Origin of the sequence: Bacillus cereus, from assembly GCF_002567495.1 — a bacterium.
Taxonomy (GTDB): domain Bacteria; phylum Bacillota; class Bacilli; order Bacillales; family Bacillaceae_G; genus Bacillus_A; species Bacillus_A cereus_AQ.
The window spans coordinates 45877-72214 of the sequence record NZ_NVAP01000002.1; the positions used below are offsets into that span (position 1 = coordinate 45877).

Below are 26338 nucleotides of genomic sequence, written 5' to 3' on the forward strand. Positions count from 1 at the left end.
AAAAAGGGAGAGATTGAAATGGAAAAAGTACAACAAACAATTCGCGCGCCAAGAGGTACAGAGTTACAAACGAAAGGTTGGGTGCAAGAAGCAGCACTTCGAATGTTAATGAACAATTTAGATCCCGAGGTAGCTGAAAAACCAGAAGAATTAGTTGTATATGGTGGAATTGGCCGTGCAGCTCGTAACTGGGAAAGCTACAGTGCAATCGTAGATTCGTTAAAAACGTTAGAAAGCGATGAAACGTTACTTGTTCAATCAGGAAAACCAGTAGCAATTTTTAAATCACATGAAGACGCGCCGCGTGTTCTGTTAGCGAACTCAAACTTAGTACCGAAATGGGCAAATTGGGATCACTTCCGAGAACTAGAGAAAAAAGGTCTTATGATGTACGGACAAATGACAGCTGGTAGCTGGATTTATATTGGAACACAAGGGATTTTACAAGGAACATATGAAACGTTTGGCGAAGCGGCACGTCAACATTTCGGTGGTTCATTAAAAGGTACATTAACACTTACTGCCGGCTTAGGTGGTATGGGTGGTGCACAACCTCTTGCTGTTACGATGAACGGTGGTGTTGTCATTGCAATTGATGTTGATAAGCGAAGCATCGACCGTCGTATTGAAAAGAGATATTGTGACATGTATACAGAATCATTAGAAGAAGCATTAACGGTTGCGAACGAGTATAAAGAGAAGAAAGAACCAATTTCAATTGGCTTGTTAGGAAATGCGGCAGAGATTTTACCGGAACTAGTGAAGCGTAATATTACGCCAGATTTAGTTACGGATCAAACATCTGCTCATGATCCATTAAACGGTTATATTCCAGTAGGTTACACATTAGAAGAAGCAGCGAAACTTCGTGAAGAAGATCCAGAACGTTACGTACAATTATCAAAAGAAAGCATGACAAAACATGTGGAAGCAATGCTTGCGATGCAAGAAAAAGGCGCAATTACATTTGATTATGGAAATAACATTCGTCAAGTTGCTTTCGATGAAGGTTTGAAAAATGCTTTCGATTTCCCAGGATTCGTTCCAGCATTTATTCGTCCATTATTCTGCGAAGGAAAAGGACCATTCCGCTGGGTAGCTCTTTCTGGTGATCCAGAAGATATTTATAAAACAGACGAAGTAATTTTACGTGAATTCGCTGACAATGAGCATTTATGTAACTGGATTCGTATGGCACGTCAACAAGTTGAGTTCCAAGGACTTCCATCACGTATTTGTTGGCTTGGTTACGGTGAGCGTGCGAAGTTTGGCCGCATTATTAATGAAATGGTGGCAAATGGTGAATTATCAGCACCGATCGTTATCGGTCGTGACCATTTAGATTGCGGTTCAGTAGCATCTCCAAACCGTGAAACAGAATCGATGAAAGACGGTAGTGATGCAGTAGCTGATTGGCCAATTTTAAACGCATTAATTAATAGTGTAAACGGTGCGAGCTGGGTGTCTGTTCACCACGGCGGTGGCGTTGGTATGGGTTATTCACTTCACGCTGGAATGGTTATCGTTGCAGATGGAACAGAAGCAGCAGCAAAACGTATTGAGCGCGTATTAACTTCTGACCCTGGTATGGGTGTTGTTCGTCACGTAGATGCTGGATATGACTTAGCTGTTGAAACTGCGAAAGAAAAAGGCGTTAACATTCCAATGATGAAATAAGGAGGAGAAAACATGCTGGACACTTTACTAATAAATATCGGTCAATTACTAACAATGGATCAAGAAGATGGCTTGTTAAGACGGGAAGCGATGAACACGCTTCCTGTTATCGAAAACGGTGTAGTCGGAATTGAAAATGGCGTAATCACTTTCGTTGGAACAGCGGAAGAAGCAAAAGGATTACAAGCGAAAGAAGTTATTGATTGCGGCGGTAAAATGGTTTCTCCTGGCCTAGTTGATCCGCATACTCATCTTGTATTTGGTGGATCTCGTGAAAATGAAATCGCGCTGAAATTACAAGGAGTTCCGTACTTAGAAATTTTAGAACAAGGCGGCGGTATTCTTTCGACTGTAAATGCAACGAAACAAGCATCGAAAGAAGAACTTGTTCAAAAAGCGAAATTCCATTTAGACCGCATGCTATCTTTCGGTGTGACAACTGTAGAAGCGAAGAGTGGTTACGGATTAGATGATGAGACGGAATGGAAACAATTAGAGGCAACTGCACAATTACAAAAAGAGCATCCAGTCGATTTAGTTTCAACATTTTTAGGTGCTCATGCAGTTCCGAAAGAGTATAAAGGAAGATCAAAAGAGTTTTTACAATGGATGTTAGATTTATTGCCAGAAATGAAAGAGAAGCAATTAGCTGAGTTCGTTGATATTTTCTGTGAAACAGGTGTGTTCTCTGTCGAAGAGTCAAAAGAGTTTTTACTAAAAGCGAAAGAGCTTGGTTTTGATGTGAAAATTCATGCAGATGAAATCGACCCTCTTGGTGGTGCGGAAGCTGCTGCTGAAATCGGTGCAGCATCAGCAGATCATTTAGTTGGCGCTTCTGATAAAGGAATTGAAATGCTTGCAAACTCGAATACAGTAGCAACTCTATTACCAGGAACAACTTTTTATTTAAATAAAGAAAGCTTCGCTCGCGGTCGTAAAATGATTGATGAAGGTGTTGCAGTTGCATTAGCTACAGACTTTAACCCAGGTAGCTGTCCAACTGAAAACATTCAGCTTATTATGAGCATCGCAATGCTAAAGCTGAAAATGACACCAGAAGAAGTTTGGAATGCCGTAACAGTTAACTCTTCTTACGCAATTAATCGTGGTGATATAGCTGGGAAAATTAGAGTTGGTCGTAAGGCAGATTTAGTTTTATGGGATGCTTACAATTATGCTTATGTACCGTACCATTACGGCGTAAGTCATGTAAATACGGTATGGAAGAATGGGAATATTGCATATACAAGAGGTGAACAATCTTGGAGCACGGCCACTATTTAAAGAAAAATGCAAAGTTTATCGATCGTGAAGTGACGAAATGGAGTGAAATGATTAAAGATTGGGAGGAAGGTGTAGAAATATTCGGTGCTGCCTTAATTGGAGCACCCCTTTCTAAACCATCTATTAGTCATTCAGGGGCAAGTTTTGCTCCGAAAACAATTCGTGCGATGTTAGATGCATATAGCACGTACGCAATTACAGAAGAACACGATATGAAAGAAAGTGTTCTGTATGATTGCGGCGATATTACGATGCATGTGACGGATATAAAAGAAAGTCATAACCGAATTGCGAAAACGATTGGTCATGTAACGAAAGTAAATCCAGACATGATACCAATCGTACTTGGTGGTGACCACTCGATTAGTTTTCCGAGTATAACAGGATTTGCAAATAGTAAAGGAAAAGTCGGTATTATACAATTTGATGCCCATCATGATTTACGAAATTTAGATGATGGTGGTCCATCAAATGGTACACCGTTCCGTAGTTTACTAGAAAATGATGTTATTACAGGAAAACAACTCGTTCAAATCGGAATTCGTAACTTTTCAAATGCACGAGCGTACCATGAATATGCAAAAGAACATGGCGTGACAGTGTATACGATGAAAGATGTAAGAGAGCGAGAAATAAAAGATATTATCACGGAAAGTATTGAAGTATTAAGAAATCAAGGCGTGACTTCTATTTACATTTCTCTTGATATGGACGTACTAGACCAAGCATTTGCGCCAGGTTGTCCAGCAATTGGCCCAGGTGGGATGGATAGCACGACTTTACTCGATGCGATTGAATTTCTTGGCAAAGAACCCCTCGTTCAAGGGATGGATATAGTAGAAATTGATCCAACTCTTGATTTCAGGGATATGACGAGCAGAGTAGCAGCGCAAGTGATTATGAGTTTTCTTTTAGCACGAGAAATAATTCGTAAGCAGGTTAGTATATAGGTTGGAAATTAAAAGTGAATCTTTGGCCATGTCTTATAAAAACACATTACTATTTATATTGTAGTAATGTGTTTTTATATTGTAAGAGATTTGTAAAATTAGAATGGATGCGTATGAAAAAATTAGAGGAATTACGGTTTTTTTAGTGTTATTTTGCGGATAAATTTAATTACTTTGATTGGATTGACACAGGGAATAATTTCATGATAAAATAAAAATTTTGCTAAAAAAATGAATGTGTGTTAAGCTTAAGAAGGTTACCATATATGGAGGTGGATTATTTGTTTCAAATTGGCGATAACATTGTTTATCCAATGCAAGGAGCAGGTATAATTAAAGCCATAGAAGAGAAAGAAATCGCAGGAAAAAAACAACAATATTATGTTATAAAAATGTCGGCTAACAATATGGAAATAATGATTCCTGAAGGCAAAATATTGAACTCAAATATACGACCAGTTACGGATATCAAGGCATTACTACACATAATAGATATTTTTTTGCATGGGGAATCAGATAGATTACTTACGTGGAAACAAAGGTATAAAGTGAACACTGATAAAATAAAAACGGGTAAAATGCAAGAAGGTGCTGAAGTTGTGCGTGATTTAATGCGTATACAAAAAGAAAAAGCACTTAATGCAAGCGAAAAGAAAATGTTAGATAACGCACATGAATTTTTGATTAGTGAACTTGGATTAATTGAAGGTATCACAGAAAATCAAATAAAAAGCTTTTGTTAAGGTTCATTACAAATAATGTATTGCATCCCAAAAAAGATCTTGAATTTTTTGGGAACATAATTATAGAGAATCAATCATTTCAAAGACATTCAACTCTTTCAAACCACTTTTAAAGCATTAACCTCTTTTGTTATTACTACAATCAAATCCATTTTTATTTTAAATTTCTTTTACGAATGTTCGAAGTTTAATTCAATACTTCGATAAAATAGTTACTTGATTTTTGCAATCCTGATTCACACTGGCACGGACGAGGAGCCGTAAGGATGAAAGAGAGGTAGGGCTTTCATTGTTTTAGGTATATAAGTTATTATTTTTAGAAGAATACTGAACCATTTTCACTTCTATTGATAAGGGATTCTTTATATTAAAGAGATGAACAAATTGACAGCCATATATGATCAACTAAAAAAGGTTTCCTACTAAGGAAACCTTTTTAATTTTATTTATAGTATTCTATTTTTTTGATATTCGAATGTTTTATGGCAAAGTCGTATAAATTGACGTTACTATTTAAAAGTAAGTATGATGCGATTATAGTTAGAATTTTTAAGGGGGAAGAAAAATGGCAAGTTCAAATAATAAAGCGGCAAGTATTTATGAAGGAACAAATGTAAACGCTTGGGGATCTTTTGAAAACGTTGAAGAAACGAAGTTGTTTGATTCGACTCAAATTGGATCTTGGTCTCTTCGTAACCGTATTGCAATGGCACCGATGACAAGATGCTTTGCAAATAATGAGACTGGTGTAGTTGGTGCTGATGTAGTTGAGTACTATAGAAAGCGTGCTGCTGATGGAGTTGGACTAATTATTACAGAAGGAATTGTCATTAGCCCGAGAGCAAAAGGGAACCCGGGAGTACCAGGGATTTATACACAAGAACAAATCGATTCGTGGAAGCCAGTTACAGAGGCAGTACATAAAGAAGGCGGGACGATTATTGCTCAAATATGGCATGTTGGACGTATGAGTCATCATGAAATAATTGGTGGTCAATTGCCACAAGCACCGTCTGCTATTGCTGCAGAAGGGAATGTGCCACGTTTTCGTAAACCGTTTGATACACCAGAAGAAATGACAATAGAGGAAATAAAAAAAGTTATTGGGCAATACGCACAAGCTGCGAAAAATGCAATCGAAGCTGGGTTTGATGGAGTAGAAATTCACGGTGCACACGGATATTTAATTGATCAATTTACTTATGAGTTTGCGAATAAGCGAACAGATAAATACGGTGGTGATTTAAAACAAAGGTTAACATTTATGAAAGAAGTAACGGAGGCTGTAATAGAGGCAGTTGGAGCCGATAAAACACTTCTTCGTTTCTCTGCTTTTAAAGGTGATAACCCTACCTATATGTGGGAAAATCCAGAACTTGCGATTGAAACGTTTGTAAAGATGTTTAAAGAGGTTGGATTAACGATGATCCATCCTTCAACGATGAATTATACGCAAGAAATTGCTGAAGGAAAGAATTTTCATCAATTAGTAAGAAAATATTGGGATGGTACGATTGTTGGGGTTGGTAATTTGAATCCGAAAGAGGCTGAAGAAGCACTGCAAGAAGGAACAATTGATGTAGCGGCATTCGGAAGACCGTTAATTGCTAATCCAGACTTTGTTCATCGAATTAAACATGCTGAAAGTTTAGTTGAATATGATGCGAAAGAGCATCTTGCTACGTTAGTATGAATAAAGATAAAAGGAGAACACATCGAGTGTTCTCCTTTTATTATGGGATTTCATAGGAGGAAGCGGGATGAGTGAAGCGCTACTCGTTATTATTAGTATATTGCTCTTTTTGATGTTACTTTTAATCGTCTTTTTTATCATTACATTTTTTATTAAAAAACGAACACATCATTCTATATTAAAATTGCATCCATACTTAGGTAGAATGCGCTATTTACTTGAAAAGATAGGGCCTGAATTTCGGCAATATTGGTTTGATCATGATACGGATGGAAAGCCTTTCTCACGTTATGATTTTCAAAGTGTTATGTTTTTAGCGAAATATCGCTCTGAAATACTTGGTTTTGGATCGAAACGAAATTTTGAAGCTTCTGGCTATTATATTGCTAATACATTATTTCCGAAATTAACTGAGGAATTAAGTGTGAATCTTTCGCAAGAGCGGGAAGGTAAAAAGTACGTGATTCATAAAGAAGGATTATTTTCAAGAAGAGAAAAATTGACAGCGGATACAACAAATCTTTGGTTATACGAAGAAGACGATGCAATTACCGTCGGCGACAAACGCAAATATCCGTGGAAACTACATGGCATGTTTGGGGCTTCTGCGACTTCTTACGGCGCGATTGGAGAAAATTATATTTTAGCAAGTGGCTTTGGGGCGAAAATGGCAGGCGGATCATGGATTAATACAGGAGAAGGTGGCGTTATTCCCGAGCATTTACATACAGGTGCGAATATCGTTGCACAAATTGGTCCAGGGTTATTTGGATACCGTGATGAAGACGGGAATTTTTCAATGGGAAAATTTATGGAGAAAGCGAAAGAAAGTAATATTAAAGCATTCGAATTGAAATTTGGGCAAGGAGCTAAAATACGTGGTGGTCATTTAGAGGGACAAAAAGTAAATGAGAAAATTGCTTCTGTTCGCAACGTACGAAAGGGAGAGACGATTAATTCGCCGAATCGATTTTCATTTTTAAAGAATGCAGCGGATACACTTTATTTTATTCAACAGTTGCAAGAAAATGGTGGTAAGCCAGTCGGGATGAAAATTGTAATTGGACAGCAGGAGCCTTTGGAAGATTTAATAAAAACAATGAAAGAACTAAACATTTACCCAGATTTTATTACAATAGACGGTTCAGAAGGCGGATCAGGGGCAACGTATAAATCGATGGCAGATAGCATGGGAATCCCTCTTATTCCTGCTTTAATTACATTTATCGATACAGCAAACCATTATGGTGTCCGTAACAAGTTTAAAGTATTTGCATCGGGTAAATTAATCACACCAGATAAAGTGGCGATTGCTTTAGCGATTGGGGCAGATGCTGTAAGTTCAGCCCGCGGTTTTATGATGGCCAGCGGTTGTATTATGGCGCTACAATGTAATTCTGGACAGTGTCCATCTGGTGTTGCGACGACGAATCCGCATTATCAAAAAGCGTTAGATCCGTATGAAAAGAAATGGCGAGTAATGAATTATATTATTAGTATGAGATATAGTTTATTTTCATTAGCGGCAGCGGCAGGAGTGAAGAGCCCACGCCATTTGACGAGAGAGCACATTGTATTTAAAGATGAGATGGGGAGAGTAGTTCCTCTTTCGGAATTGTTTCCTGTAGTAAATCAAACCTAAAAGTATATTTGACATGTAAGATTTTTTAAGGGGATAATCATATTTTTTAGAAAATATTAGGAGTATAATGGGAAAGTATTTTAAAAATGATTATTTTTAGGGAGAGATTCACTTGCAACAAGGTTCGTACAGTATTACAATTTTTTTACTCGTCGTAGGGCTCGTGATATTTAGACGTATGCGTTCTATGAATCGACCAATTAAAAATAAAGGAAGACGACTATTATTGCCATTATTCTTTTTATTACCAGGTTTTTCTTTATATGTGGCACCGATACAACTTGCTGGTTGGCAAATTGGGATAGCTGCTGGGATTGGACTGTTATTGTCAATTCCACTTATTATTTTAAGTGGGTATGAAGTTAGAGAAGATGGTCAAATTTATGCAAAAAAAAGTATTGCTTTTATTGCTACATTTTTAGTTATCGTTCTTTTACGTGCTTATTTCAGACGACATTTACAAGGTTTAGATCCAAAGTCAATCGGTATTCTTTTCTATACTCTTGCGGTTTGTTATATAGTACCTTGGCGTATTGGGTGCTATATGAAATTTCGGAAAGTATATGTAGAGAAAGAGGAACTTGCAATGCCAATAAGCTAAAAGTCATACATTCGTATGGCTTTTTTAATTTAAAATGAAATGAGTAACTTATTGACAATGAAAAATAAGTAACTTATAATAAATATTAAGTTCGAGATAAATAATATTTTAAATCAAGATTTATTATGATTATAGAGTGAACAAATATTTTTTGAGTATTATCTCGAATTCGAGATAATTTCTATAGGTTAGATAACTAATACGTAATTTTATAATTAATATCTCGAATTCGAGATAAAATTATAATGACGGATTTTACTTTGCAGTATGGACAAAATGAATAGTGAATTTGAATGTAAAACAATTTTTATAATGAAATAAAAAAGGAGTGGAAGAAATGGAAAAGAAAACAATGGGGATCCATCATATTACAGCGATTGTAGGGCATCCGCAAGAGAATGTAGATTTTTATGCTGGTGTATTAGGGTTACGTCTAGTAAAACAAACAGTGAATTTTGATGATCCAGGTACGTACCACCTTTATTTTGGTAATGAAGGAGGAAAGCCTGGAACGATTATAACGTTTTTCCCATGGGCAGGTGCTCGCCAAGGAATTATTGGAGACGGTCAAGTAGGAATTACTTCATATGTCGTACCAAAAGGTGCAATGGAGTTTTGGGAAAAGAGACTAGAAAAGTTTGATATTCCATATACAAAGGTGACTCGATTTGGAGAGCAGTATTTAGAATTTGATGATCCTCATGGTTTGCATATAGAATTAGTTGAAAGAGAAGAAGGCGAATTAAATAATTGGACTTTTGGAGAAGTTACACCTGAAGTAGCAATTAAAGGATTTGGCGGCGCTGTACTTTTATCTGCACAGCCTCAAAAAACGGCTGAATTGTTAGAGCATGTTATGGGTCTTGAGAAAATTGGAGAAGAGGGTGAATTTGTTCGATTACGTTCTTCTGCTGACATCGGAAATATTATCGATTTGAAAGTATCAACAATCGGTCGTGGCCAAATGGGCGTTGGTACAGTTCATCATATTGCTTGGAGAGCGAGTGACGATGCTGATCAGCTAGACTGGAAAGAGCATGTGTCTCGTTTTGGATATCATGTAACTCCTGTACAAGACCGAAATTATTTTAACGCAATTTATTTTAGAGAACACGGCGAAATTTTATTTGAAATCGCAACAGATCCTCCTGGTTTCGCTCATGATGAATCGTTAGAGACGATGGGTGAGGAATTAAAGTTACCGGAACAATATGAACAACATAGAAAACAGATTGAACAAACGCTTTTACCATTTGAAGTGAGAAATTTAGATTAAAGTGATTGAAAGGGGAAAAGGATTATGATGAAACATGTTTTTCAAAAAGGAAAAGATACGTCAAAACCAGTGTTGTTATTACTTCATGGCACAGGTGGTAATGAATTAGATTTATTACCACTTGCAGAAATAATTGATCCGGAAGCTTCGGTATTAAGTGTTAGAGGTAATGTGTTAGAGCATGGGATGCCGCGTTTCTTCCGCCGATTAGCAGAAGGTATTTTTGATGAAGAGGATTTAATTTTCCGTACGAAGGAATTAAATGGATTTTTAGATGAAGCGGCTAAAGAATATGAATTCGATAGAAATAACATTGTAGCTATCGGTTATTCGAATGGAGCAAATATTGCAGCTAGCTTATTATTCCATTACGAAAATGCGTTAAAAGGTGCTGTGCTGCATCACCCAATGGTACCTAGAAGGGGAATGCAATTAGCAAATTTAGCAGGGAAATCGGTGTTTATTGCTGCTGGGACAAATGACCCAATTTGTTCATCAGCAGAGTCAGAGGAATTGAAGGTACTATTAGAAAATGCAAACGCTAATGTAACGATGCATTGGGAAAATAGAGGGCATCAATTAACAATGGGTGAAGTAGAACAAGCAAAAGAGTGGTATGACAAAGCATTTTAAAAAAGAAGCATCTGCTAACGATTAGCAGATGCTTCTTTTTATTTAAGACTGGATTGCAAGATGAGATGAAGAAAGTGGTAACTGAATATCGACGATAGTACCTTTATTTAATTCACTTGAAATGTGTAACTTACCATGATGTTCTTCAATTATTTTGTAGCATATCATTAATCCTAGTCCGGTACCCTTTTCTTTTAAACTATAAAATGGTTCGCCTAAACGAGAGATACGATTTTCTGGGATACCGCAACCTTCATCGATAATACGTATTAAGATAAAGGAATCTTCTACTGGTTTTGTTTGGATTAAAATATTTCCGCCATTTGGCATTGCTTCTATAGAATTTTTTAATATATTTATAAAAACTTGTTTTAATTGGTTACCATCACATTGAATATCATGTTTGTAATCAAAATGATCCATAATAATATGAACACTATGCATAATAGCAGTCGGTAAAATAAATGTGACTACCTCTTCGATTAAAGTTTGTATGTTACAAGTTTGGATAGACAATACTTGTGGTTTAGACATTGCCATAAATTGACTCGTGATAGATTCCATTTGTGAAATTTCACTTAACATCACATCGACATACCATTTATTTTCCGCATTTATTTCAGGGAGTAGTAATGTTAAAAAACCTTTTAGAGAAGTGAGCGGATTTCGAATTTCATGGGCAATTCCAGCTGTCAGTTGTCCGACTACTGCGAGCTTTTCTGATTTTCGTAATAGCTTTTCAGTTTCTTTTAGCTCGGTAACATCTCTTCCCATCACGATAAGACCTTTACGGGAACCGTCGGGATGATAAAGAGGGACTTTTGATATACTTAAGATTAGGTCGGAATCTTCCCTATGTATAATAAATTCTTCTCCGTGAAGAATTTGCCTTTGTTGCCATGCGAGTTCATCAACTTCTTCACAGTGTAAAAAACCTTCTCGGTACGCTTCGTTATATTGAATGAGTTCACTATCTTTTTTCCCATGGTAAGGTACATGATGGAAATTGAAGCATGTAAGGGCGTAGTCATTTGCTTCAAGCCAGCGACCTTCATGATCCTTAAATATAACAAAAGCAGGCATTGCATTCATTAATGTACGTAATCTTTTCTCGCTTTCTTTTAACCTTTTTTCAATTCTTTCTGATTTTTCAAGAGGTTTCATTATTGCATATACACCAGTTAACCGATTTTTTGAAAAGATAGGAACTAGTTTTGTTATGACATCTAGTAAATATCCGTCTTTATGATAAATAGATAGGATATACTCTTGTTGATTGTCCGCTTCAGTAGTTTTTATATATTGTAATACTTGCTCAGAAATATGAGCTTCTAAAATAGAGGTAATGTTTTTACGTTCTAATTCTAAAGAAGTGTAACCAAGTATTCTTTCAGCAGAAGGATTGATATGTAGAATAGATCCCTCTAAATTGAGTGAAATAATACTATCAGGATTGTGTTCGAACAGAGATGCGTACATTTCTGTTAATGAACGATCATGCATATGTTTTTGCAAACGTCCAGAAATATTCGAATGACGTTTTCTTTGAGTTGATGAATATTTTTTACGACTCATAATATTTCCTCCGTACAATTATCATCTAAAAAGATTTGTCTATTCATAACTATAATATAGGTATGGCCTATATTTCTATAAAAAACGAAGTTGCAGAATTAAATTTATTTTCTTTTTTTTCTGAAAACATAAAATGCAATAATAAGAGAATCTTATATCGCTTTATTATTTTTTTGTAAGTTACATTGAAATGCTTTCGTTATAACATAAGGATAGAGGAGGGGATGGAAAGTGAAAAGTTATATTAGAGGGATTGATCATGTGCAAGTAGCTGCGCCTGTAGGGTGTGAAGAAGAGGCGCGTGATTTTTATGGGAATAAAATAGGTATGGAAGAAATTCCAAAGCCAGAAGAGCTGAAAAAACGAGGTGGATGTTGGTTTAAGTGTGGAAATCAAGAAATTCATATTGGTGTCGAGCAGAACTTTACAGCAGCTAAAAAGGCTCATCCAGCTTTTTATGTGAATGAAATTAATGAATTTAAGCAAACGTTGATAGAGCAAGGGGTTAAAGTGATTGATGATTATGCACGACCAGATGTAATTCGATTTTACGTGTCAGATCCATTTGGAAACCGAATTGAATTTATGCAAAATAAAGACTAGGTGGATTCCCACCTAGTCTTTAGCCTCTTCTGAAAAGTCCTAACACTTCTACAGTTTCTGTAATATTAACGAATGCATTCGGGTCGATTTCAGAAATTGTTAGTTTCATACTTGCTAATTCTTCACGAGAAACGACTGTCATAAGCACACGTTTTTTCTCGCTTGAATAAGCACCTTCGCCATCAAGTAATGTGATTCCACGTACAACAGTTGAAAGAAGCTGTTTTTTCATTTTTTCTGCTTCATTTGTTACAATCATAAGTGTCACTTTACGATGTTTTGTATGAACAGCATCAATTACTTTACCAGTTACATAAATAGAAAGTAAGCTTGTAAGTGCAACATCCCAAGTGAAGAAGAATCCTGCGATTATTACAACAACTGTATTTAAAACAATAAGAAATCCGCCAAGTTTAATGTCTCGCTTGCGGGATAACAGCATACCGATAATATCAAACCCACCCGTGGATCCATTACAGTTAAAAACAAGACCAATACCAGCTCCGGCGATGACACCTCCGAAGATAGAAGATAAAAGTGGGTCTGTTGCTACGACTTTTACTGGAACGTAGTATAAGGCAACAGATAAGACAACTACAGAGACAACTGTGTTGAAAATTACTTTTTTTCCAAGACCTATGTACCCTAAAATAAGGATAGGTAAGTTTAATACAAAGTTAATAATACCTGTGTTTACAGGGGTTACAATCCCTAAAATAATGGCAATTCCGCCAATTCCACTACTTAAAATTTTGTGGGGGATAAGGAAAAGATTAAAGGCAATCGCAATAATAATAGAACCAATAATAACACCAAGAAATCTGACCATTTCTTTCCCGTCCTTCACTGAAAAATTCATATTATTTCAAGATTATATATGATATTGAAAGTTTTAGGGAAAAACAGTTTATTTCGGAAAATTAGATTAATCAAAAGAATTCGAGTATTTCATAATTTGAAAGGGGATACAGATATGAGGATAAAAACGTATCAACAGAAAAGCCCGTTAAAACATGAATGTGAGGATTCCTATTTTTGTAATGAGAATAAAAAGATGTATGGTGTATGTGATGGTGCAACACCCCTCGTTCCGTTTCAGGATGAAAAGGGACATAATGGAGCATACATCGCTTCGCATTTATTTGCAAGTTATTTTACTTCATTACGCGAAAATCATAGTTTACAAGTTTCAGTTGCAAAAGCAAATGAAGCACTGCAAAACAAAATGCTGGAATATAAAGTAGATACGGAAAAGAAAGAGCATTTGTGGTGTACATGTATTGCGGCAATTCAAATAGATGGTGAGAAAATTGAATATGCACAGCTTGGGGACTGTATGATTGTCGTAACTTTTCAAAATGGAATGATGCAAGTAGTAACGAAAGACACAGTTAAAGGAATTAGTAAACGAGCAAAAAAGAAGAGGGAAGAAGATCGTAAGAAAGGTTTATCTGTGCCAGAAGAACATATTTTTCAAGATGTTCGAGAACAGTTAAAGTACAATCGTTTTCTTGCAAATATGCCAAATGGTTATTCAGTTGCAAATGGAATGAAAGAAGCGATACATTATTTACAACATGGTGAATTACATATAGATGAAGTAAGTGGGATTTTTATTTGTTCAGACGGGTTATTTCACCCAGATTGGTCATTAGAACAAACTGTTGCATATGTAAGAAAGAATAGTATAAATGAGTATGTAGCAATCATTGAAGAGCTGGAAGGGGAAAAGAGAATAAGACCAGATGATAAAACGATTATTATGATTGATTTTTAAGAGGAGGCAGTTCAAATGGAAATTAAACGTGTCAATCTAACATTTCAAGATGAATTAGTTCCTTTAGAAAAAGTAAATAAACTTATTATTCACCATACAGCTGAAGATGGATGGGATGTGTATAAAACGCATGAATTTCATCAAGCTGTAAGAGGGTGGAGTGGGATTGGTTACAACTATTTTATCGAAGAGGACGGAATTGTAGTGGAAGGGCGAGGTTTACATATTGGAGCGCATGCGAAAGATCATAACCGTCATACAATTGGAATATGTATGACGGGAAATTTTGATAAATACGATCCAACTCCTGCACAAGTGAATGCATTATATTCTTTATGTAAACTGTTTATGAAGCAATTTGCTGTAAAGGAAGAAAATATACTCGGTCATAGGGAGTTAGAAGGAGTTACAAAAAGCTGTCCTGGTAATCGTTTTTCTATGGTAGAGTTAAGGAAGGTACTATCTTAAATATAGAGGAGTAACGAATGATGATGAATATAAAAATACCAAATGATAAAAAAGAAGAGCTGGTAGCACAAATTCAGCAATTTTTTATGGAAGAAGATTTAGATGAAATTGGACGTTACCAAGCAGAGCGTTTAATAGAAGAAATGATTAAATTAGTTGGACCATTTGCATACAATCAAGCAATTGGAGATGCAAGAAAGCTTGTAAGTGAGAAATTAACGAATATCGAAGAAGATTTATACGTGCTAGAGAAGAATGAAGGAAAATAAAAAAAGAGCCGATGGGCTCTTTTTTTATTTGATTGATAGCAAAAAAACATGGAGAAAACACGGAAAGGACATTGAAAATACACCTTTTATTTTTAGAATATTCTTAGTTTTAAAATACTTCAGAAAGGAAGATTGTAATGAGATTAACGCCAAGAGAAATTGATAAACTGCTAGTAGTTGTTGCGGCTGATTTAGCTTATCGACGAAAGGAGAGGGGGCTTAAGTTAAACTATCCAGAAAGTATCGCTATTATTACGTATGAAATTTTGGAAGGAGCAAGAGATGGTAAAAATGTAGCGGAATTAATGGAGCTTGGAAAAACCATTTTAAGTGCTGAAGATGTTATGGATGGTATTGCAGACATGATATCAGATATTCAAGTTGAGGCAACTTTTCCTGATGGAACAAAATTAGTAACTATTCATCAACCAATTCATTAAAGGAAGTGAATGTTATGATTCCAGGGCAATATATCCTTGCGAAAGAAGACATAGTATGTAATGGAAATAAAAAAGCAACGAAAGTCAAAGTGCTAAATCAGGGAGATAGACCTATTCAAATTGGATCTCATTACCACTTTTATGAAGTGAATGAGGCATTAAAATTCAATCGCAGTGTAGCAATTGGACAACATTTAAATATTCCAGCAGGTACAGCAGTAAGATTTGAGCCTGGTGATGAAAAAACGATTGAATTAGTTCCATATGCAGGGGAACAAGAAGTATATGGATTTAAAAATAAAGTGGATGGCGATATTCAATCTTACACAAAAAGAGGGAGATAGCATGAGTTTTAAGATGTCACGTAAACAATATGCTGATTTATATGGTCCAACTACAGGAGATTCTATTCGTTTAGCGGATACACAATTATTCGCACATATTGATTGGAATGCCACTGTATATGGTGATGAGGCTGTCTTTGGTGGAGGAAAATCAATTAGGGATGGTATGGGACAAAATTCACAACTTACAAGAGAACAGGGGGTTGTGGATGTTGTTATTACCAATGCAACTATTATTGATTATACAGGAGTATATAAAGCGGATATTGGTATAAAAGATGGAAAGATTTCAGCAATAGGTAAGAGTGGTAATCCTTCAGTTATGGATAACATTGATATCATCATTGGAACATCAACGGAAGTAATTTCTGGTGAGCGGAAAATCGTTACAGCTGGAGGTATTGATACACATGTGCATTTCATATCCCCACAACAAATTGATACAGCATTAGCTTCAGGTATAACAACTTTAATTGGTGGGGGAACAGGACCGGCAGAAGGGACTAAGGCAACTACAATAACACCTGGATCTTGGAACTTAAGAAAAATGCTAGAAGCAGCAGAAGCTTTTCCTGTAAACCTTGGGTTTTTAGGGAAAGGAAATAGTTCAAGTCTACCTGCCCTGGAAGAACAAATATTTGCAGGGGCTATCGGATTGAAAATCCATGAAGATTGGGGAGCGACTTCTTCAGCAATTAATCACTCGTTACAGATTGCTGATAAATATGATATTCAAGTCGCTATTCATACGGATACTTTAAATGAATGTGGTTTTGTGGAAGAAACGATAGAAGCTATTGATAATCGTGTTATTCATACGTACCACACTGAAGGAGCTGGAGGTGGGCATGCACCAGATATTATAAAGATTGCTGCGCTGAATAATATTTTACCATCTTCAACGAACCCGACCTTGCCATATACAGTGAATACGCTGGATGAACATTTAGATATGCTCATGGTATGTCATCATTTAAAAGCGAATATTCCAGAAGATGTAATGTTTGCAGATTCAAGGATTCGAAAAGAAACAATCGCGGCAGAGGATATTTTGCAAGATCTAGGGGTTTTCAGCATGATTAGCTCTGACTCACAGGCGATGGGAAGGGTTGGCGAGGTTATTATTCGCAATTGGCAAACTGCCGATAAAATGAAAAAGCAGATTGGTAGTTTAGAGGGAGATAAAGAATATAACGATAATAATAGAATTCAACGTTATATAGCTAAGTATACAATTAATCCAGCTATTACACATGGGATTTCAGAATATGTTGGCTCTATTGAAGTAGGAAAGTATGCAGACCTTGTAATATGGGATCCACAATTTTTCGGTGTTAAGCCAGATATGGTTTTGAAAAACGGGATGGTAGTGATGGCATTAATGGGAGACGAGAATGCTTCGATTCCTACCCCACAACCATATTATGAAAAAAAGATGTTTGGTGCATATGGAAAAGCAGTACAGTCAAGTTCGATTACATTTGTATCGAAAGTAGCTTATGAGAATAATATTAAAGAAAAATTAGGTTTAAATAAAGTTGTATTACCTGTTAAAAATACGAGAGAGATTTCGAAGCAAGATATGAAACTAAATAATGCAACACCAAAAATTGAAGTAGATCCGCAGACATATGAAGTTAAAGTTGATGGACAAGTAATCACGTGTGAAGCAGTAGATATACTACCTATGGCTCAAAGATATTTTTTATTTTGATATAACGGGGGAGATAAAATGATTATTGAAAAAATTAATAACAACGTATGTAATATGAATGATTTCTCAAATACAAAAAAGCATCTTGATAAAATATCGATTTCTAGTGAGCTTTTACTGAAGAGGGTTCAGAAATTATATTCAGAATCTGGTTTTGAAATTGGGGTGTCTTTAGATAGTGGAGAAACATTAAAGAACGGTGATATTTTATATGAAGATGAAAATCGAATTGTATATATTGAAGTATTACCAGAAGAGGTGATTGTAATTACTCCAACATCAATAAAAGAAATGGGAATTATTGCTCATAACTTAGGGAATAGACATTTACCAGCACAATTCGATGAAGGGTGCATGATTTTGGCAAATGACTACTTAGTAGAAGATTTACTTAAAAAGGAAGGTGTTCCTTATCAAAAAGAAAATAGAGTATTACCAAAACCGTTCAAGCATGCTTCACACAAACATATTTAACCTACTTAACCTACTCCAAATTAGTGATTCGAACTTCCCGACAGGAAGTTTTAGTCACTCTTTTGGATTAGAAACGTTTATTCAAGAGGGACAAGTTACAAATAAAGCCGAATTTTTCAAGTGGGTTAATCGATATATAAAAGTCCAATTAACATACACGGACGGCTTAATTTGCAAATATACTTACGAAGCAATTAAGACTAATGAGGGAGAACAAATTACATTTTTAGATGATTTAATAACAGCACAAACATTGCCTTTTGAATGTAGAAAAGCAAATAGAATGATTAGTAAAAGTACTTCTAAATTATTGTGTGAATTGTTCTCATTTGTAAATTTAAATATATATAAAGAAAATATTATGGGTAATAAATTACAAGGTCATCCGAGTATCGTATACGGAATATTAGGGGCGGAATTGAAAATGACAATAGAAGAAACGCTCTTAGTTTTCTTATACTCAAGTGTTGGCAGTATAATTCAAAACGGTGTGAGAGCCATTCCTCTTGGACAAACAGATGGTCAAAAACTATTACAAGAATGCCATGAATTAATCTGTGAATCTATTGATAGAATTCAAATACTTTCATTAGAGGATTTTGGATTGAATGATCCTGAATTCGAAATAAATCAAATGCAACATGAAGATGTAAATGTAAGGGTCTTCATGTCATAGGGAGGAAAAAATAAAATGATAAAGCCTATTAGAATTGGTATCGGTGGCCCAGTAGGTGCTGGGAAAACAATGTTAGTTGAAAAGTTAACAAAACATCTAAATACGGATTATGAAATTGCAGCAATTACAAACGATATTTATACGAAAGAAGATGCAAAGATTTTATTGAAAACAGGTGTTTTACCAGAAGATAGAATTATTGGTGTAGAGACAGGAGGGTGCCCGCATACAGCAATTCGAGAGGACGCTTCTATGAATTTTGAAGCAATTGAAGAACTTATGATTAGACATAATAATTTAGATATTATTTTTATTGAAAGTGGGGGTGATAATTTAGCTGCCACATTTAGTCCGGAGCTAGTGGATTTTTCAATTTATATTATTGATGTGGCACAGGGAGAAAAGATTCCGCGTAAAGGTGGACAAGGAATGATCAAATCTGATGTATTTGTGATTAATAAAACGGATTTGGCACCTTATGTAGGGGCTGATCTTGGAGTTATGGAGCAGGATACGAAAAATTACCGACATAATAAACCATACTTTTTTACAAATTTGAAGGATGAGGAAGGTTTACAAGAATTAATAAATTGGATGCGACAAAACATTATGTTAGAAGGATTGAAAAAATGAAATCCCCTACTGGTGTCTTAAATATTGATGTGATGGAAAAGAGACATAAAACCGTACCTATTAAGGTTTATCATAAAGATGCCTTAAAAGTAACGCAGCCAATATATTTGGACGAGTATGGTAGAGCATATTACTATATTATGAATTCTGGTGGAGGCTATTTAAAAGGAGATTTCTATTCTATAAATATAAATGTTGGTAAAGATGCGAAAACATATATAACAAGCCAATCGGCAACGAAAGTTTACAAGACTCCAAATAGTTATGCTTTGCAAGAATTGAATTTTTATATTGGTGAGAATGCTGTTATGGAATATCTACCAGACCCGTTAATTATGTACAAGGATGCAGCATATAAGCAAATAACAAATATATATATGCAAAATAATTCTACATTGATTTTATGCGATTCAGTTACGCCTGGTTGGTCGCCAAATATGGAGAAGTTCACATACCAATATTTTGATTCGTTAACAAAAATATATATGGAAAATAAACTTGTAGTATACGATCATCTATTGCTAAACCCTTTCAAAGAGTCGTTAGATCAAATGGGAATATTAAATCAATATTCCCATTATGGTACTTTCATAGTTATTAATGAGAACATTACAAATGATTTAATTACAGCATTGAAAACATCACTTTCTAACACTAACAATATGAAAATTGGAATATCTTCTACACCATGTAAAGGCTTTGTCATACGCATACTTAGTCATAATACAGAGGATATGGAGTCTATATTTTTTCAGTGTCATCGTTTTGTTAGAGAGAATTGTCTACATGAAGAATTAACATCCTATCGAAAATATTAAGTAAGAGAAGGGGATACTATGACTAATGTGGGATTATTGTTTGTCGGTGCAGTTCTATTTATGAATTCACTAGCAGCTTTTAAACTCATTGATAGCAAAAGTGTAGGATACTTTAATTTATTTGTAGGGGCATTACAAACTTTGACACCATTATATTTATTATTTACAGGAAGTCAATCCGATGAGTGGACTATCCTATCTAATGGAACTATTTTTTTATTTGGTTTTACTTATTTATATGTTGGTCTTACGAATATATTAAAACTTGATTCTTCAGGTGTAGGTTACTATTCTCTTTGGGTTGCTATCATTGCAACGGTTATGGGAATAGTGAATCAATTACATGAGAGTGGAAGTCTACAAAGTACAATAATTTGGTTCTTTTGGGCATTCCTTTGGTTTTTATTTTTCCTACAAGATGGATTGAAAAAGAAGATTCATATTTATGTAGGTATTGTTTGCTTCGTTGAATCCTGGATTACTGCAACAGTACCAGCTCTGTTAACACTTACAAATCATACAGACGTGTTAAATAATTTTGTAATTATTTTAGCGACTATTATAACGATTGTAGTTTTTATTATGGCACTTTTCTTTTTCAAAAGTATTCAATTTAAAGTAGAAAGGGTTAGTAACTATGTGGAAAAGTGAACTGAAAAAGGCAACTAACTTTTTTGTTATTATTATATTTCTTCATGTGCTTGGAATTCTCTTATTATTACCGGCACTGTATAAAGGTAATAGCATAATCGGAATGGCTATTATTGCATATTCTTTAGGATTGCGTCATGCGTTTGATAGTGATCATATTGTTGCAATTGATAATACTGTTCGGAAATTAATTGAAAAAGGTAAAAACTCACAGGGGGTGGGATTTTACTTCTCACTAGGACACTCTACGGTAGTATTTGTGATGATTGTATTAATTGCTTTAATTGGAAAAACTGCAAAACATGGAATGGAGAGTTTTTCAACTATAGGCGGTATTATCGGCACAATCGTTTCTAGTACATTCCTTATTATTATCGGTCTTACCAATCTGTTGTACCTTATTAAAGTGTTACGAAGTCACGAGGACAAACAGCCAGAAAACTTAGGGTTTATATACCGTTTCACGCAGCGCTTATTTACGTTTATTGATAGTCAGAAGCAATTGTATATGATTGGTTTTTTATTTGGGCTTGGTTTTGATACAGCGAGTGAAATTGGATTAATTGCTCTTTCTACAGTAACCGCAACAAGTCAATCTATTCCACTTGTCAGTATATTTGCTTTTCCTATTTTGTTTGCTGCAGGAATGTCATTGATGGATACATTAGATAGTACATTCATGAATACGAATTATAAGTGGGCAATGGAAAATAGTCGAATAAGAAATTCATATAATGTATTAATTACCTCAATATCTGTTATAACGGCTTTTTTAATAGGGGGATATCAACTACTATCTTTGCTTATTGAAAGCTATAATTTACAGGGACCGTTTTGGAATCTCATACAGGTAGTTAATTTTGATTATCTGGGTATATGTCTTGTTTTATTCTTTATTATTTCTCTTATTATTTTTGCTGTATGGAATAGAAATGTCTTTAAAGAACCACTTACAAAGAGTATAGAGAAATAAAAATATATCGTATATTATTTGGTTCATTATATATAAAGTAAAATAAAAAACACGTTAGATGAAAATGCATCTAACGTGTTTTTTATTATTTATGTTCCTTATATTCATGTACTTTTTCTTTCACATTACCGACTGTATCTTTAGCAGTGCCTTTCACCTTATCCCATTTTCCTTCGGCTTGTAATTTTTTATTGTCAGTTACTTTCCCGACAACTTCCTTTACTTCGCCCTTTACCTTATCGATGGCACCTTCTACTTTTTCTTTTAAACCGTGTTCGTGCTTAGTCATACATTTCTCCTCCTTGTAGTTTGATTAGAATTCTCTTTTCATATTGCAAGTTGAATGATGTATCTAGTAATAGCGTAACAAATTTAGTTTGAATATTCAAATGATTAATGGGATAGAAAAGAAATTGTCATAAAATGTATACATTCGTAATGGAAAGAAAAAGAAAGTAAATTATATGTCTTTCGCAGTCCATATTGATTTTGTATAAGCGATTTTCATATGAGCACGTTCCATATTATTTTGACTGCCGCTACCGAACCTTGCTTGTCCAACTAGTAAATTACAATGGGATTCAATAGCTGTCTTAATCCGTTTTTGAATTAATGCAGTATGACAGCCTTTACGCTGAAATTCTGGCAAAGTAGCAGAAGCAGCTAGTGATGCGATACCTTTATGTATATAGAGTACACCGATACTGGCTGGTGTGTTTTGGACTTCGGCTATGAAAAAATGCCACCCGGGTTTATTGTAAAGAATTTCGTTATTTTGGCGAACACCATCTTTTGTAAAGGATGGCATGTTAAATCCACGTACATATATATCTGCAAAAATATCAAACTCATTTTCTTTCAGTTTGAGTACTGTAATTTTAGAAGGAAGAAGGGATGAATCTTCTTTCGGTATACTATATAAAGCGGTATGGAAGCCCGATTGATAAAATCCTTTTTGAGATAAGTATTGAAATAATTCAGTTGTACCTTGAGCGGGTGTAATTTCAAATCGGCAAGGAATTTGTAGTGATTGATAATAAGAGATGATTTCATCTATCTCATCTGTATTTGTAAATGTAATACCTTTTACCGTATTAAAAGCAGGACCAGCAATTGTTTTTGATGAAAAGGCAGTGGCGTTCCCGAATTTTTTCATTTGTATTTGCATTGGGTTTCCACTTGTTGCTTGTAGTAGCGCTAATCTAGAAGAAAGCATATGTATTTCTGCGTTTTCTATTTCTTGTGCCGTATTGAGCGTCATAATTGTACGCATAAAATTCCTCCGTTAATTAATATATTTCATAGTACATATACGATGTTTGTTCTGAGATTCCTGTTGAAATGTAAGAGAATAAGAGGTTTTTTGGAAGGGAAATGGAAGCGAACTGTCGAAGGGAGTGGAAACAGATTAAAGGTGGTGCTCTCATGAAACAGAAAGACGTGCAGACATGCTCTAATTGTGGTTCTCATAACATAGGAGAAGGTGAGTTTGTCGGTTATGCACAAATACGGAAAAAGGAGACGATGTTCACATCTTCACCAGTAGATGCTTATATTTGCACAGACTGCGGGAATATCCTTTTATTAAAAGTACGACATTATGAAAAGTTTAAGCAGAAGCCGTTATGATTATTGAGAAGTGTTTTTATTATGGAAGTTAATAGGAGTAATATTTTACATATATATGAGTATGCCTTATATAAAGAGATGACAACTTATACTGTGTGGAAATCGTTGCATGACATACAAAAATGTATAGAAGAAATTGTGAATCAATATGAGGATGAAAAATTAGTCCTCATGGAATACTTTATATCGAAAACTCCTTTAAATAAATAAGGAGTTTTTGGTTTTTATTACAATAATAACCTTTAATTGCTATAATTAGTTATTGAGAGGGTTTGTTTTATTTAGGCCATAATCATAGAAGAAAAGTAGCTAAATCGTATATAAAACCGCTAAATAACACAATCGCAACCGTAAGTTGACAAAGTGCAACCGCAGGAAGATAGAGAGCTGGGCAATGTTTACATACAATTTAGTTAAGAAAACGAAGGGGGACACACATATGGGATTTGGTGAAAAGCTTTTTAAATTAAGAAAGGAAAAGGGTCTTTCTCAAGAAGCATTAGCTGAAAAATTAAACACAACAAGGCAAGCGGTGAGTAAATGGGAAAACGGTCAAGGTTTTCCTGAAACTGAAAAGTTAATAATGATTGGAAATGTTTTTGAAGTATCACTCGACTATTTATTAAAAGAAACTGCAGAGCAAAGTAATGAAAATGTGGATGGCTATTATGTAAGTCAGGAAATGGCAGAAGGGTATATAGTGTACGGGCAAAAGATGTCAAAATATATCGCGTTAGGATTTAGTTTGCTTATTTTATCTACAATACCATATTTAATATTTAAAGAAAATGCAACAATGTCGACATTCCTTGTCATTATCATTGCTGTTCTTGGAATTGGAGCAATGATGGCACCTGTAACGATAGAAGAGAGTCGATACAATGTATTGAAAAAAGAAGAACTACTATTTGATCAAAACTTCTTAAAAGAATTGACAAAAAGATATGCGATTATTAAGAAAAAGTATGTGGCAGTAGTGATCGTTGGATTTTGTTTTATTGCAGCAGGAGCGATACCATTTTTATTTGAGAAAAAACGAATCACTTCAGGAGAACTCGTGCAGTACTATCCTTATTGTGTTGTACTTATTGCTATCGGAGTTTATCTTTTTGTTCGTGTGTTAGGAGTATTAGAGGTGTATCGAATTTTAGTAGAAAATAAAGAATATAGTAATCGCCTTATTTTTAAACTGAAAAAGAAAGTGAGAGAAAAAGTGGATAATTTTTAATAGGAGAAAACCTATTTTTATTCGATTTTTTATTAAAAGATAAGATAGGAGTGTAATGATGTCAAATCTTCTAGAAATTAAAAACTTAAGTAAATCATTTGGAAACAAAGTTGTTTTAAGAGATATTTCCTTCAATGTGCCATCAGGGGCAATTGTTGGATTCATTGGTGACAATGGAGCAGGGAAATCAACAACCTTTAAAACAGTACTAGAATTGATTTCTAAAGATAGTGGTACAGTCAAAATATTTGGTGAAGAAAATATAAATAAAGATGCCAAGATTAAGGGGAAGATAGGAGTCGTATTTGATGCTATGAATCTACCGGCTCATCTTACAATAAAGCAACTAAATAAGGTTTTTGAAAAGATGTTTGAATCTTGGGACCAAGATAATTTTTATAGATTAGTTAATACTTTCTCTTTATCTACTAATGAGAAAGTAGGTAAATTCTCGCGTGGGATGTCAATGAAACTAACTATAGCTGTTGCGCTGTCGCATAATGCCAAATTATTAATCCTAGATGAAGCGACGGGGGGGCTTGATCCTTCCTCTAGGGATGGCGTGTTAGAGGAATTAAAAAGTTTTGTGAGTAAAAGTAATGGTGGTATATTACTTTCTTCTCATATTATGAGTGATGTAGAAAAAATAGCTAGCCACCTTATCATTATAAAAGATGGAGAAATTTTATTGAACGAAGAAAAGGATAAGGTTTTAGACAGTTACGCCATTGTGGATGTTGACGTGGAACAACTAGCTTTAATTAATAAAGATATAGTTGTGGCAAAGAGAGACCATGGTTCTTATTACAATGTACTCGTATCAGATGTACATAAATTACCAAGTGGCATTGTTCATAGAACTATCTCGATAGAAGAAATGAGTGTCTTATTAACGAGGAGTGAAAAATAAATGAGAGGTTTGTTATTGACCAACTATTATCTAGTGTATCGAACTTTCTTTATGTTCATGGGAATAGCGATATTAGGAGCCGGATTCATTTTTTATTTTGGTGATGCTTCAATGTACCGTTTAATCGCTATGTTCATTATCTTATTTGCTGCGATTCCTGCACTTGAAGTTATTAAACACGAGAGTAAGTCAGGTTATGAAAAATATGTACTTACTTTACCGGTTACTAGAAGTAATATTGTGCAAAGTCACTACTTTTTCTATTTTTCAGTTGTAATTATTGGTACTTTATTATCATATGGCATATTTTATGTACACGGTCTAGTTTCAGATACACCAATTGATGATAGTATATTTAAGAGTGTTTCTTTAGGGGCTTTCATAATTCTTAATGCCGGAGCAATATCCTATCCACTCCTCTATGTTTTTGGAGCAGAAAAATCTGATGCCATTACAATTGGAGGCGCATGTGGGGGACTTATTACTTATTTTGGATTACAAAGTGTAATTGGCTATCTAATAGAACAATTTCCAATATCAAATTTAAATTCATCTTTATACGTTTCAATTTTATATATGATATTTGGTGTTATCATATATATATTTTCTTTTGTTATTTCGGTATTTATATATCGTAAGAAGGAATTTTAGTATATT

Annotated in this window: 30 protein-coding genes and 1 pseudogene; 27 read left to right on the top strand and 4 right to left on the bottom strand. The window is 34.8% G+C overall.

Annotated features, from left to right (window positions below; translation table 11 throughout):
* Positions 1 to 18 precede the first annotated feature (18 nt).
* From hutU to COK05_RS00440, 9 genes are all read left to right on the top strand, one after another.
* Entirely contained in the window at positions 19 to 1677 is a 1659-nt protein-coding gene (gene hutU / locus COK05_RS00400; protein WP_098611015.1) for a urocanate hydratase, read from the top strand.
* 12 nt (positions 1678 to 1689) lie between these two features.
* On the top strand, positions 1690 to 2961 hold the full coding sequence (hutI, locus tag COK05_RS00405) for an imidazolonepropionase (protein ID WP_098611016.1): 1272 nt from the start codon (positions 1690 to 1692) through the stop codon (positions 2959 to 2961).
* Complete coding sequence (hutG, locus tag COK05_RS00410; RefSeq protein WP_098611017.1) at positions 2940 to 3911, top strand: formimidoylglutamase; 972 nt, start codon at positions 2940 to 2942, stop codon at positions 3909 to 3911. Before hutI ends, hutG begins: the two co-directional genes overlap by 22 nt.
* A gap of 281 nt (positions 3912 to 4192) precedes the next feature.
* Entirely contained in the window at positions 4193 to 4654 is a 462-nt protein-coding gene (locus COK05_RS00415; RefSeq protein WP_175056340.1) for a CarD family transcriptional regulator, read from the top strand.
* 565 nt (positions 4655 to 5219) lie between these two features.
* Positions 5220 to 6347, top strand: a complete 1128-nt coding sequence (locus tag COK05_RS00420; RefSeq protein ID WP_098611018.1) for an alkene reductase — start codon at positions 5220 to 5222, stop codon at positions 6345 to 6347.
* 67 nt (positions 6348 to 6414) lie between these two features.
* Entirely contained in the window at positions 6415 to 7989 is a 1575-nt protein-coding gene (locus COK05_RS00425; protein WP_098611019.1) for an FMN-binding glutamate synthase family protein, read from the top strand.
* A 112-nt stretch (positions 7990 to 8101) separates the two neighbouring features.
* Entirely contained in the window at positions 8102 to 8590 is a 489-nt protein-coding gene (locus tag COK05_RS00430) for a cytochrome c biogenesis protein CcdC (RefSeq protein WP_098611020.1), read from the top strand.
* Between the two features lie 337 nt (positions 8591 to 8927).
* Positions 8928 to 9866, top strand: a complete 939-nt coding sequence (locus tag COK05_RS00435; RefSeq protein WP_098611021.1) for a ring-cleaving dioxygenase — start codon at positions 8928 to 8930, stop codon at positions 9864 to 9866.
* A gap of 24 nt (positions 9867 to 9890) precedes the next feature.
* Positions 9891 to 10499, top strand: a complete 609-nt coding sequence (locus COK05_RS00440) for an alpha/beta hydrolase (protein WP_098611022.1) — start codon at positions 9891 to 9893, stop codon at positions 10497 to 10499.
* 42 nt (positions 10500 to 10541) lie between these two features.
* Here COK05_RS00440 and COK05_RS00445 read toward each other — a convergent pair whose 3' ends face one another.
* Positions 10542 to 12074, bottom strand: coding sequence for a BA3702 family sensor histidine kinase (locus COK05_RS00445; RefSeq protein WP_098611023.1), 1533 nt, complete (start codon positions 12072 to 12074; stop codon positions 10542 to 10544).
* Between the two features lie 231 nt (positions 12075 to 12305).
* Between COK05_RS00445 and COK05_RS00455 the strand changes: the two genes are divergently transcribed.
* On the top strand, positions 12306 to 12677 hold the full coding sequence (locus COK05_RS00455; protein WP_098611024.1) for a VOC family protein: 372 nt from the start codon (positions 12306 to 12308) through the stop codon (positions 12675 to 12677).
* Between the two features lie 19 nt (positions 12678 to 12696).
* Here COK05_RS00455 and COK05_RS00460 read toward each other — a convergent pair whose 3' ends face one another.
* Positions 12697 to 13506 (bottom strand): YitT family protein, encoded by an 810-nt coding sequence (locus COK05_RS00460; RefSeq protein ID WP_098611025.1) that lies wholly within the window; start codon positions 13504 to 13506, stop codon positions 12697 to 12699.
* A 144-nt stretch (positions 13507 to 13650) separates the two neighbouring features.
* Between COK05_RS00460 and COK05_RS00465 the strand changes: the two genes are divergently transcribed.
* The 12 genes from COK05_RS00465 to COK05_RS00520 all read left to right on the top strand — a co-directional run bounded on the left by COK05_RS00465 (position 13651) and on the right by COK05_RS00520 (position 21914).
* Entirely contained in the window at positions 13651 to 14454 is an 804-nt protein-coding gene (locus COK05_RS00465) for a protein phosphatase 2C domain-containing protein (protein ID WP_098611026.1), read from the top strand.
* Between the two features lie 15 nt (positions 14455 to 14469).
* Positions 14470 to 14922 (top strand): peptidoglycan recognition protein family protein, encoded by a 453-nt coding sequence (locus COK05_RS00470; protein ID WP_098611027.1) that lies wholly within the window; start codon positions 14470 to 14472, stop codon positions 14920 to 14922.
* A gap of 17 nt (positions 14923 to 14939) precedes the next feature.
* Complete coding sequence (locus tag COK05_RS00475; protein WP_141538839.1) at positions 14940 to 15191, top strand: DUF2164 domain-containing protein; 252 nt, start codon at positions 14940 to 14942, stop codon at positions 15189 to 15191.
* Positions 15192 to 15328: 137 nt separating this feature from the next.
* On the top strand, positions 15329 to 15631 hold the full coding sequence (locus tag COK05_RS00480; RefSeq protein WP_001241328.1) for an urease subunit gamma: 303 nt from the start codon (positions 15329 to 15331) through the stop codon (positions 15629 to 15631).
* 14 nt (positions 15632 to 15645) lie between these two features.
* A complete protein-coding gene (locus COK05_RS00485; protein ID WP_098611029.1) occupies positions 15646 to 15975 on the top strand; it encodes an urease subunit beta in 330 nt (109 codons plus the stop codon).
* A 1-nt stretch (position 15976) separates the two neighbouring features.
* Positions 15977 to 17689 carry an urease subunit alpha gene (gene ureC / locus COK05_RS00490; protein WP_098611030.1) on the top strand — a complete coding sequence of 571 codons (1713 nt, stop codon included), beginning with the start codon at positions 15977 to 15979 and terminating at the stop codon, positions 17687 to 17689.
* An 18-nt stretch (positions 17690 to 17707) separates the two neighbouring features.
* Positions 17708 to 18163, top strand: coding sequence for an urease accessory protein UreE (locus COK05_RS00495; protein WP_048655782.1), 456 nt, complete (start codon positions 17708 to 17710; stop codon positions 18161 to 18163).
* A complete protein-coding gene (locus tag COK05_RS00500) occupies positions 18141 to 18839 on the top strand; it encodes an urease accessory protein UreF (protein WP_016080653.1) in 699 nt (232 codons plus the stop codon). Before COK05_RS00495 ends, COK05_RS00500 begins: the two co-directional genes overlap by 23 nt.
* A 15-nt stretch (positions 18840 to 18854) precedes the next feature.
* On the top strand, positions 18855 to 19472 hold the full coding sequence (ureG, locus tag COK05_RS00505; protein WP_097953692.1) for an urease accessory protein UreG: 618 nt from the start codon (positions 18855 to 18857) through the stop codon (positions 19470 to 19472).
* Positions 19469 to 20290 carry an urease accessory protein UreD gene (locus COK05_RS00510; protein ID WP_098611031.1) on the top strand — a complete coding sequence of 274 codons (822 nt, stop codon included), beginning with the start codon at positions 19469 to 19471 and terminating at the stop codon, positions 20288 to 20290. The genes ureG and COK05_RS00510 overlap by 4 nt, the downstream gene beginning before the upstream one ends.
* Before the next feature lie 18 nt (positions 20291 to 20308).
* Positions 20309 to 20941: an AmiS/UreI family transporter gene (locus tag COK05_RS00515; RefSeq protein WP_098342928.1), complete on the top strand. Its 633-nt coding sequence runs from the start codon at positions 20309 to 20311 to the stop codon at positions 20939 to 20941.
* A complete protein-coding gene (locus COK05_RS00520) occupies positions 20928 to 21914 on the top strand; it encodes a HoxN/HupN/NixA family nickel/cobalt transporter (RefSeq protein WP_098611032.1) in 987 nt (328 codons plus the stop codon). Before COK05_RS00515 ends, COK05_RS00520 begins: the two co-directional genes overlap by 14 nt.
* 85 nt (positions 21915 to 21999) lie before the next feature.
* Here COK05_RS00520 and COK05_RS00525 read toward each other — a convergent pair whose 3' ends face one another.
* Both COK05_RS00525 and COK05_RS00530 read right to left on the bottom strand, forming a co-directional pair.
* Positions 22000 to 22203 carry a CsbD family protein gene (locus COK05_RS00525; protein WP_095690377.1) on the bottom strand — a complete coding sequence of 68 codons (204 nt, stop codon included), beginning with the start codon at positions 22201 to 22203 and terminating at the stop codon, positions 22000 to 22002.
* 171 nt (positions 22204 to 22374) lie between these two features.
* A complete protein-coding gene (locus COK05_RS00530; RefSeq protein ID WP_098611033.1) occupies positions 22375 to 23187 on the bottom strand; it encodes a GNAT family N-acetyltransferase in 813 nt (270 codons plus the stop codon).
* A gap of 152 nt (positions 23188 to 23339) precedes the next feature.
* On the opposite strand from COK05_RS00530, the gene COK05_RS00535 reads away from it, so the two are divergent.
* From COK05_RS00535 to COK05_RS00555, 5 genes and pseudogenes are all read left to right on the top strand, one after another.
* The gene (locus COK05_RS00535; protein ID WP_000810206.1) at positions 23340 to 23543 is read left to right on the top strand and encodes a hypothetical protein; all 204 of its coding nucleotides are present in this window, start codon (positions 23340 to 23342) and stop codon (positions 23541 to 23543) included.
* Positions 23544 to 23564: 21 nt separating this feature from the next.
* Positions 23565 to 23708: pseudogene (locus COK05_RS32025) on the top strand (GNAT family N-acetyltransferase); the annotation flags it as partial.
* A 274-nt stretch (positions 23709 to 23982) separates the two neighbouring features.
* Positions 23983 to 24771 carry a helix-turn-helix domain-containing protein gene (locus COK05_RS00545; protein WP_098611034.1) on the top strand — a complete coding sequence of 263 codons (789 nt, stop codon included), beginning with the start codon at positions 23983 to 23985 and terminating at the stop codon, positions 24769 to 24771.
* Between the two features lie 58 nt (positions 24772 to 24829).
* A complete protein-coding gene (locus COK05_RS00550) occupies positions 24830 to 25681 on the top strand; it encodes an ABC transporter ATP-binding protein (RefSeq protein ID WP_098611035.1) in 852 nt (283 codons plus the stop codon).
* Positions 25682 to 26332 (top strand): ABC-2 transporter permease, encoded by a 651-nt coding sequence (locus tag COK05_RS00555; protein ID WP_098611036.1) that lies wholly within the window; start codon positions 25682 to 25684, stop codon positions 26330 to 26332.
* Positions 26333 to 26338 lie beyond the last annotated feature (6 nt).

What these genes read in the sequence shown, in the direction of transcription:
- COK05_RS00420 (WP_098611018.1), top strand. Translation starts at nt 5,220, where the DNA reads ATGGCAAGTTCAAATAATAAAGCGGCAAGTATTTATGAAGGAACAAAT.
- COK05_RS00440 (WP_098611022.1), top strand. Translation starts at nt 9,891, where the DNA reads ATGATGAAACATGTTTTTCAAAAAGGAAAAGATACGTCAAAACCAGTG.
- COK05_RS00480 (WP_001241328.1), top strand. Translation starts at nt 15,329, where the DNA reads ATGAGATTAACGCCAAGAGAAATTGATAAACTGCTAGTAGTTGTTGCG.
- COK05_RS00495 (WP_048655782.1), top strand. Translation starts at nt 17,708, where the DNA reads ATGATTATTGAAAAAATTAATAACAACGTATGTAATATGAATGATTTC.
- hutI (WP_098611016.1), top strand. Translation starts at nt 1,690, where the DNA reads ATGCTGGACACTTTACTAATAAATATCGGTCAATTACTAACAATGGAT.
- ureG (WP_097953692.1), top strand. Translation starts at nt 18,855, where the DNA reads ATGATAAAGCCTATTAGAATTGGTATCGGTGGCCCAGTAGGTGCTGGG.
- COK05_RS00465 (WP_098611026.1), top strand. Translation starts at nt 13,651, where the DNA reads ATGAGGATAAAAACGTATCAACAGAAAAGCCCGTTAAAACATGAATGT.
- COK05_RS00500 (WP_016080653.1), top strand. Translation starts at nt 18,141, where the DNA reads ATGCTTCACACAAACATATTTAACCTACTTAACCTACTCCAAATTAGT.
- COK05_RS00435 (WP_098611021.1), top strand. Translation starts at nt 8,928, where the DNA reads ATGGAAAAGAAAACAATGGGGATCCATCATATTACAGCGATTGTAGGG.
- hutU (WP_098611015.1), top strand. Translation starts at nt 19, where the DNA reads ATGGAAAAAGTACAACAAACAATTCGCGCGCCAAGAGGTACAGAGTTA.
- COK05_RS00460 (WP_098611025.1), bottom strand. Translation starts at nt 13,506, where the DNA reads ATGGTCAGATTTCTTGGTGTTATTATTGGTTCTATTATTATTGCGATT.
- ureC (WP_098611030.1), top strand. Translation starts at nt 15,977, where the DNA reads ATGAGTTTTAAGATGTCACGTAAACAATATGCTGATTTATATGGTCCA.
- COK05_RS00530 (WP_098611033.1), bottom strand. Translation starts at nt 23,187, where the DNA reads ATGCGTACAATTATGACGCTCAATACGGCACAAGAAATAGAAAACGCA.
- COK05_RS00510 (WP_098611031.1), top strand. Translation starts at nt 19,469, where the DNA reads ATGAAATCCCCTACTGGTGTCTTAAATATTGATGTGATGGAAAAGAGA.
- COK05_RS00525 (WP_095690377.1), bottom strand. Translation starts at nt 22,203, where the DNA reads ATGACTAAGCACGAACACGGTTTAAAAGAAAAAGTAGAAGGTGCCATC.
- COK05_RS00515 (WP_098342928.1), top strand. Translation starts at nt 20,309, where the DNA reads ATGACTAATGTGGGATTATTGTTTGTCGGTGCAGTTCTATTTATGAAT.
- COK05_RS00470 (WP_098611027.1), top strand. Translation starts at nt 14,470, where the DNA reads ATGGAAATTAAACGTGTCAATCTAACATTTCAAGATGAATTAGTTCCT.
- COK05_RS00535 (WP_000810206.1), top strand. Translation starts at nt 23,340, where the DNA reads ATGAAACAGAAAGACGTGCAGACATGCTCTAATTGTGGTTCTCATAAC.
- COK05_RS00545 (WP_098611034.1), top strand. Translation starts at nt 23,983, where the DNA reads ATGGGATTTGGTGAAAAGCTTTTTAAATTAAGAAAGGAAAAGGGTCTT.
- COK05_RS00425 (WP_098611019.1), top strand. Translation starts at nt 6,415, where the DNA reads ATGAGTGAAGCGCTACTCGTTATTATTAGTATATTGCTCTTTTTGATG.
- COK05_RS00485 (WP_098611029.1), top strand. Translation starts at nt 15,646, where the DNA reads ATGATTCCAGGGCAATATATCCTTGCGAAAGAAGACATAGTATGTAAT.
- COK05_RS00550 (WP_098611035.1), top strand. Translation starts at nt 24,830, where the DNA reads ATGTCAAATCTTCTAGAAATTAAAAACTTAAGTAAATCATTTGGAAAC.
- COK05_RS00445 (WP_098611023.1), bottom strand. Translation starts at nt 12,074, where the DNA reads ATGAGTCGTAAAAAATATTCATCAACTCAAAGAAAACGTCATTCGAAT.
- COK05_RS00520 (WP_098611032.1), top strand. Translation starts at nt 20,928, where the DNA reads ATGTGGAAAAGTGAACTGAAAAAGGCAACTAACTTTTTTGTTATTATT.
- COK05_RS00475 (WP_141538839.1), top strand. Translation starts at nt 14,940, where the DNA reads ATGATGATGAATATAAAAATACCAAATGATAAAAAAGAAGAGCTGGTA.
- COK05_RS00555 (WP_098611036.1), top strand. Translation starts at nt 25,682, where the DNA reads ATGAGAGGTTTGTTATTGACCAACTATTATCTAGTGTATCGAACTTTC.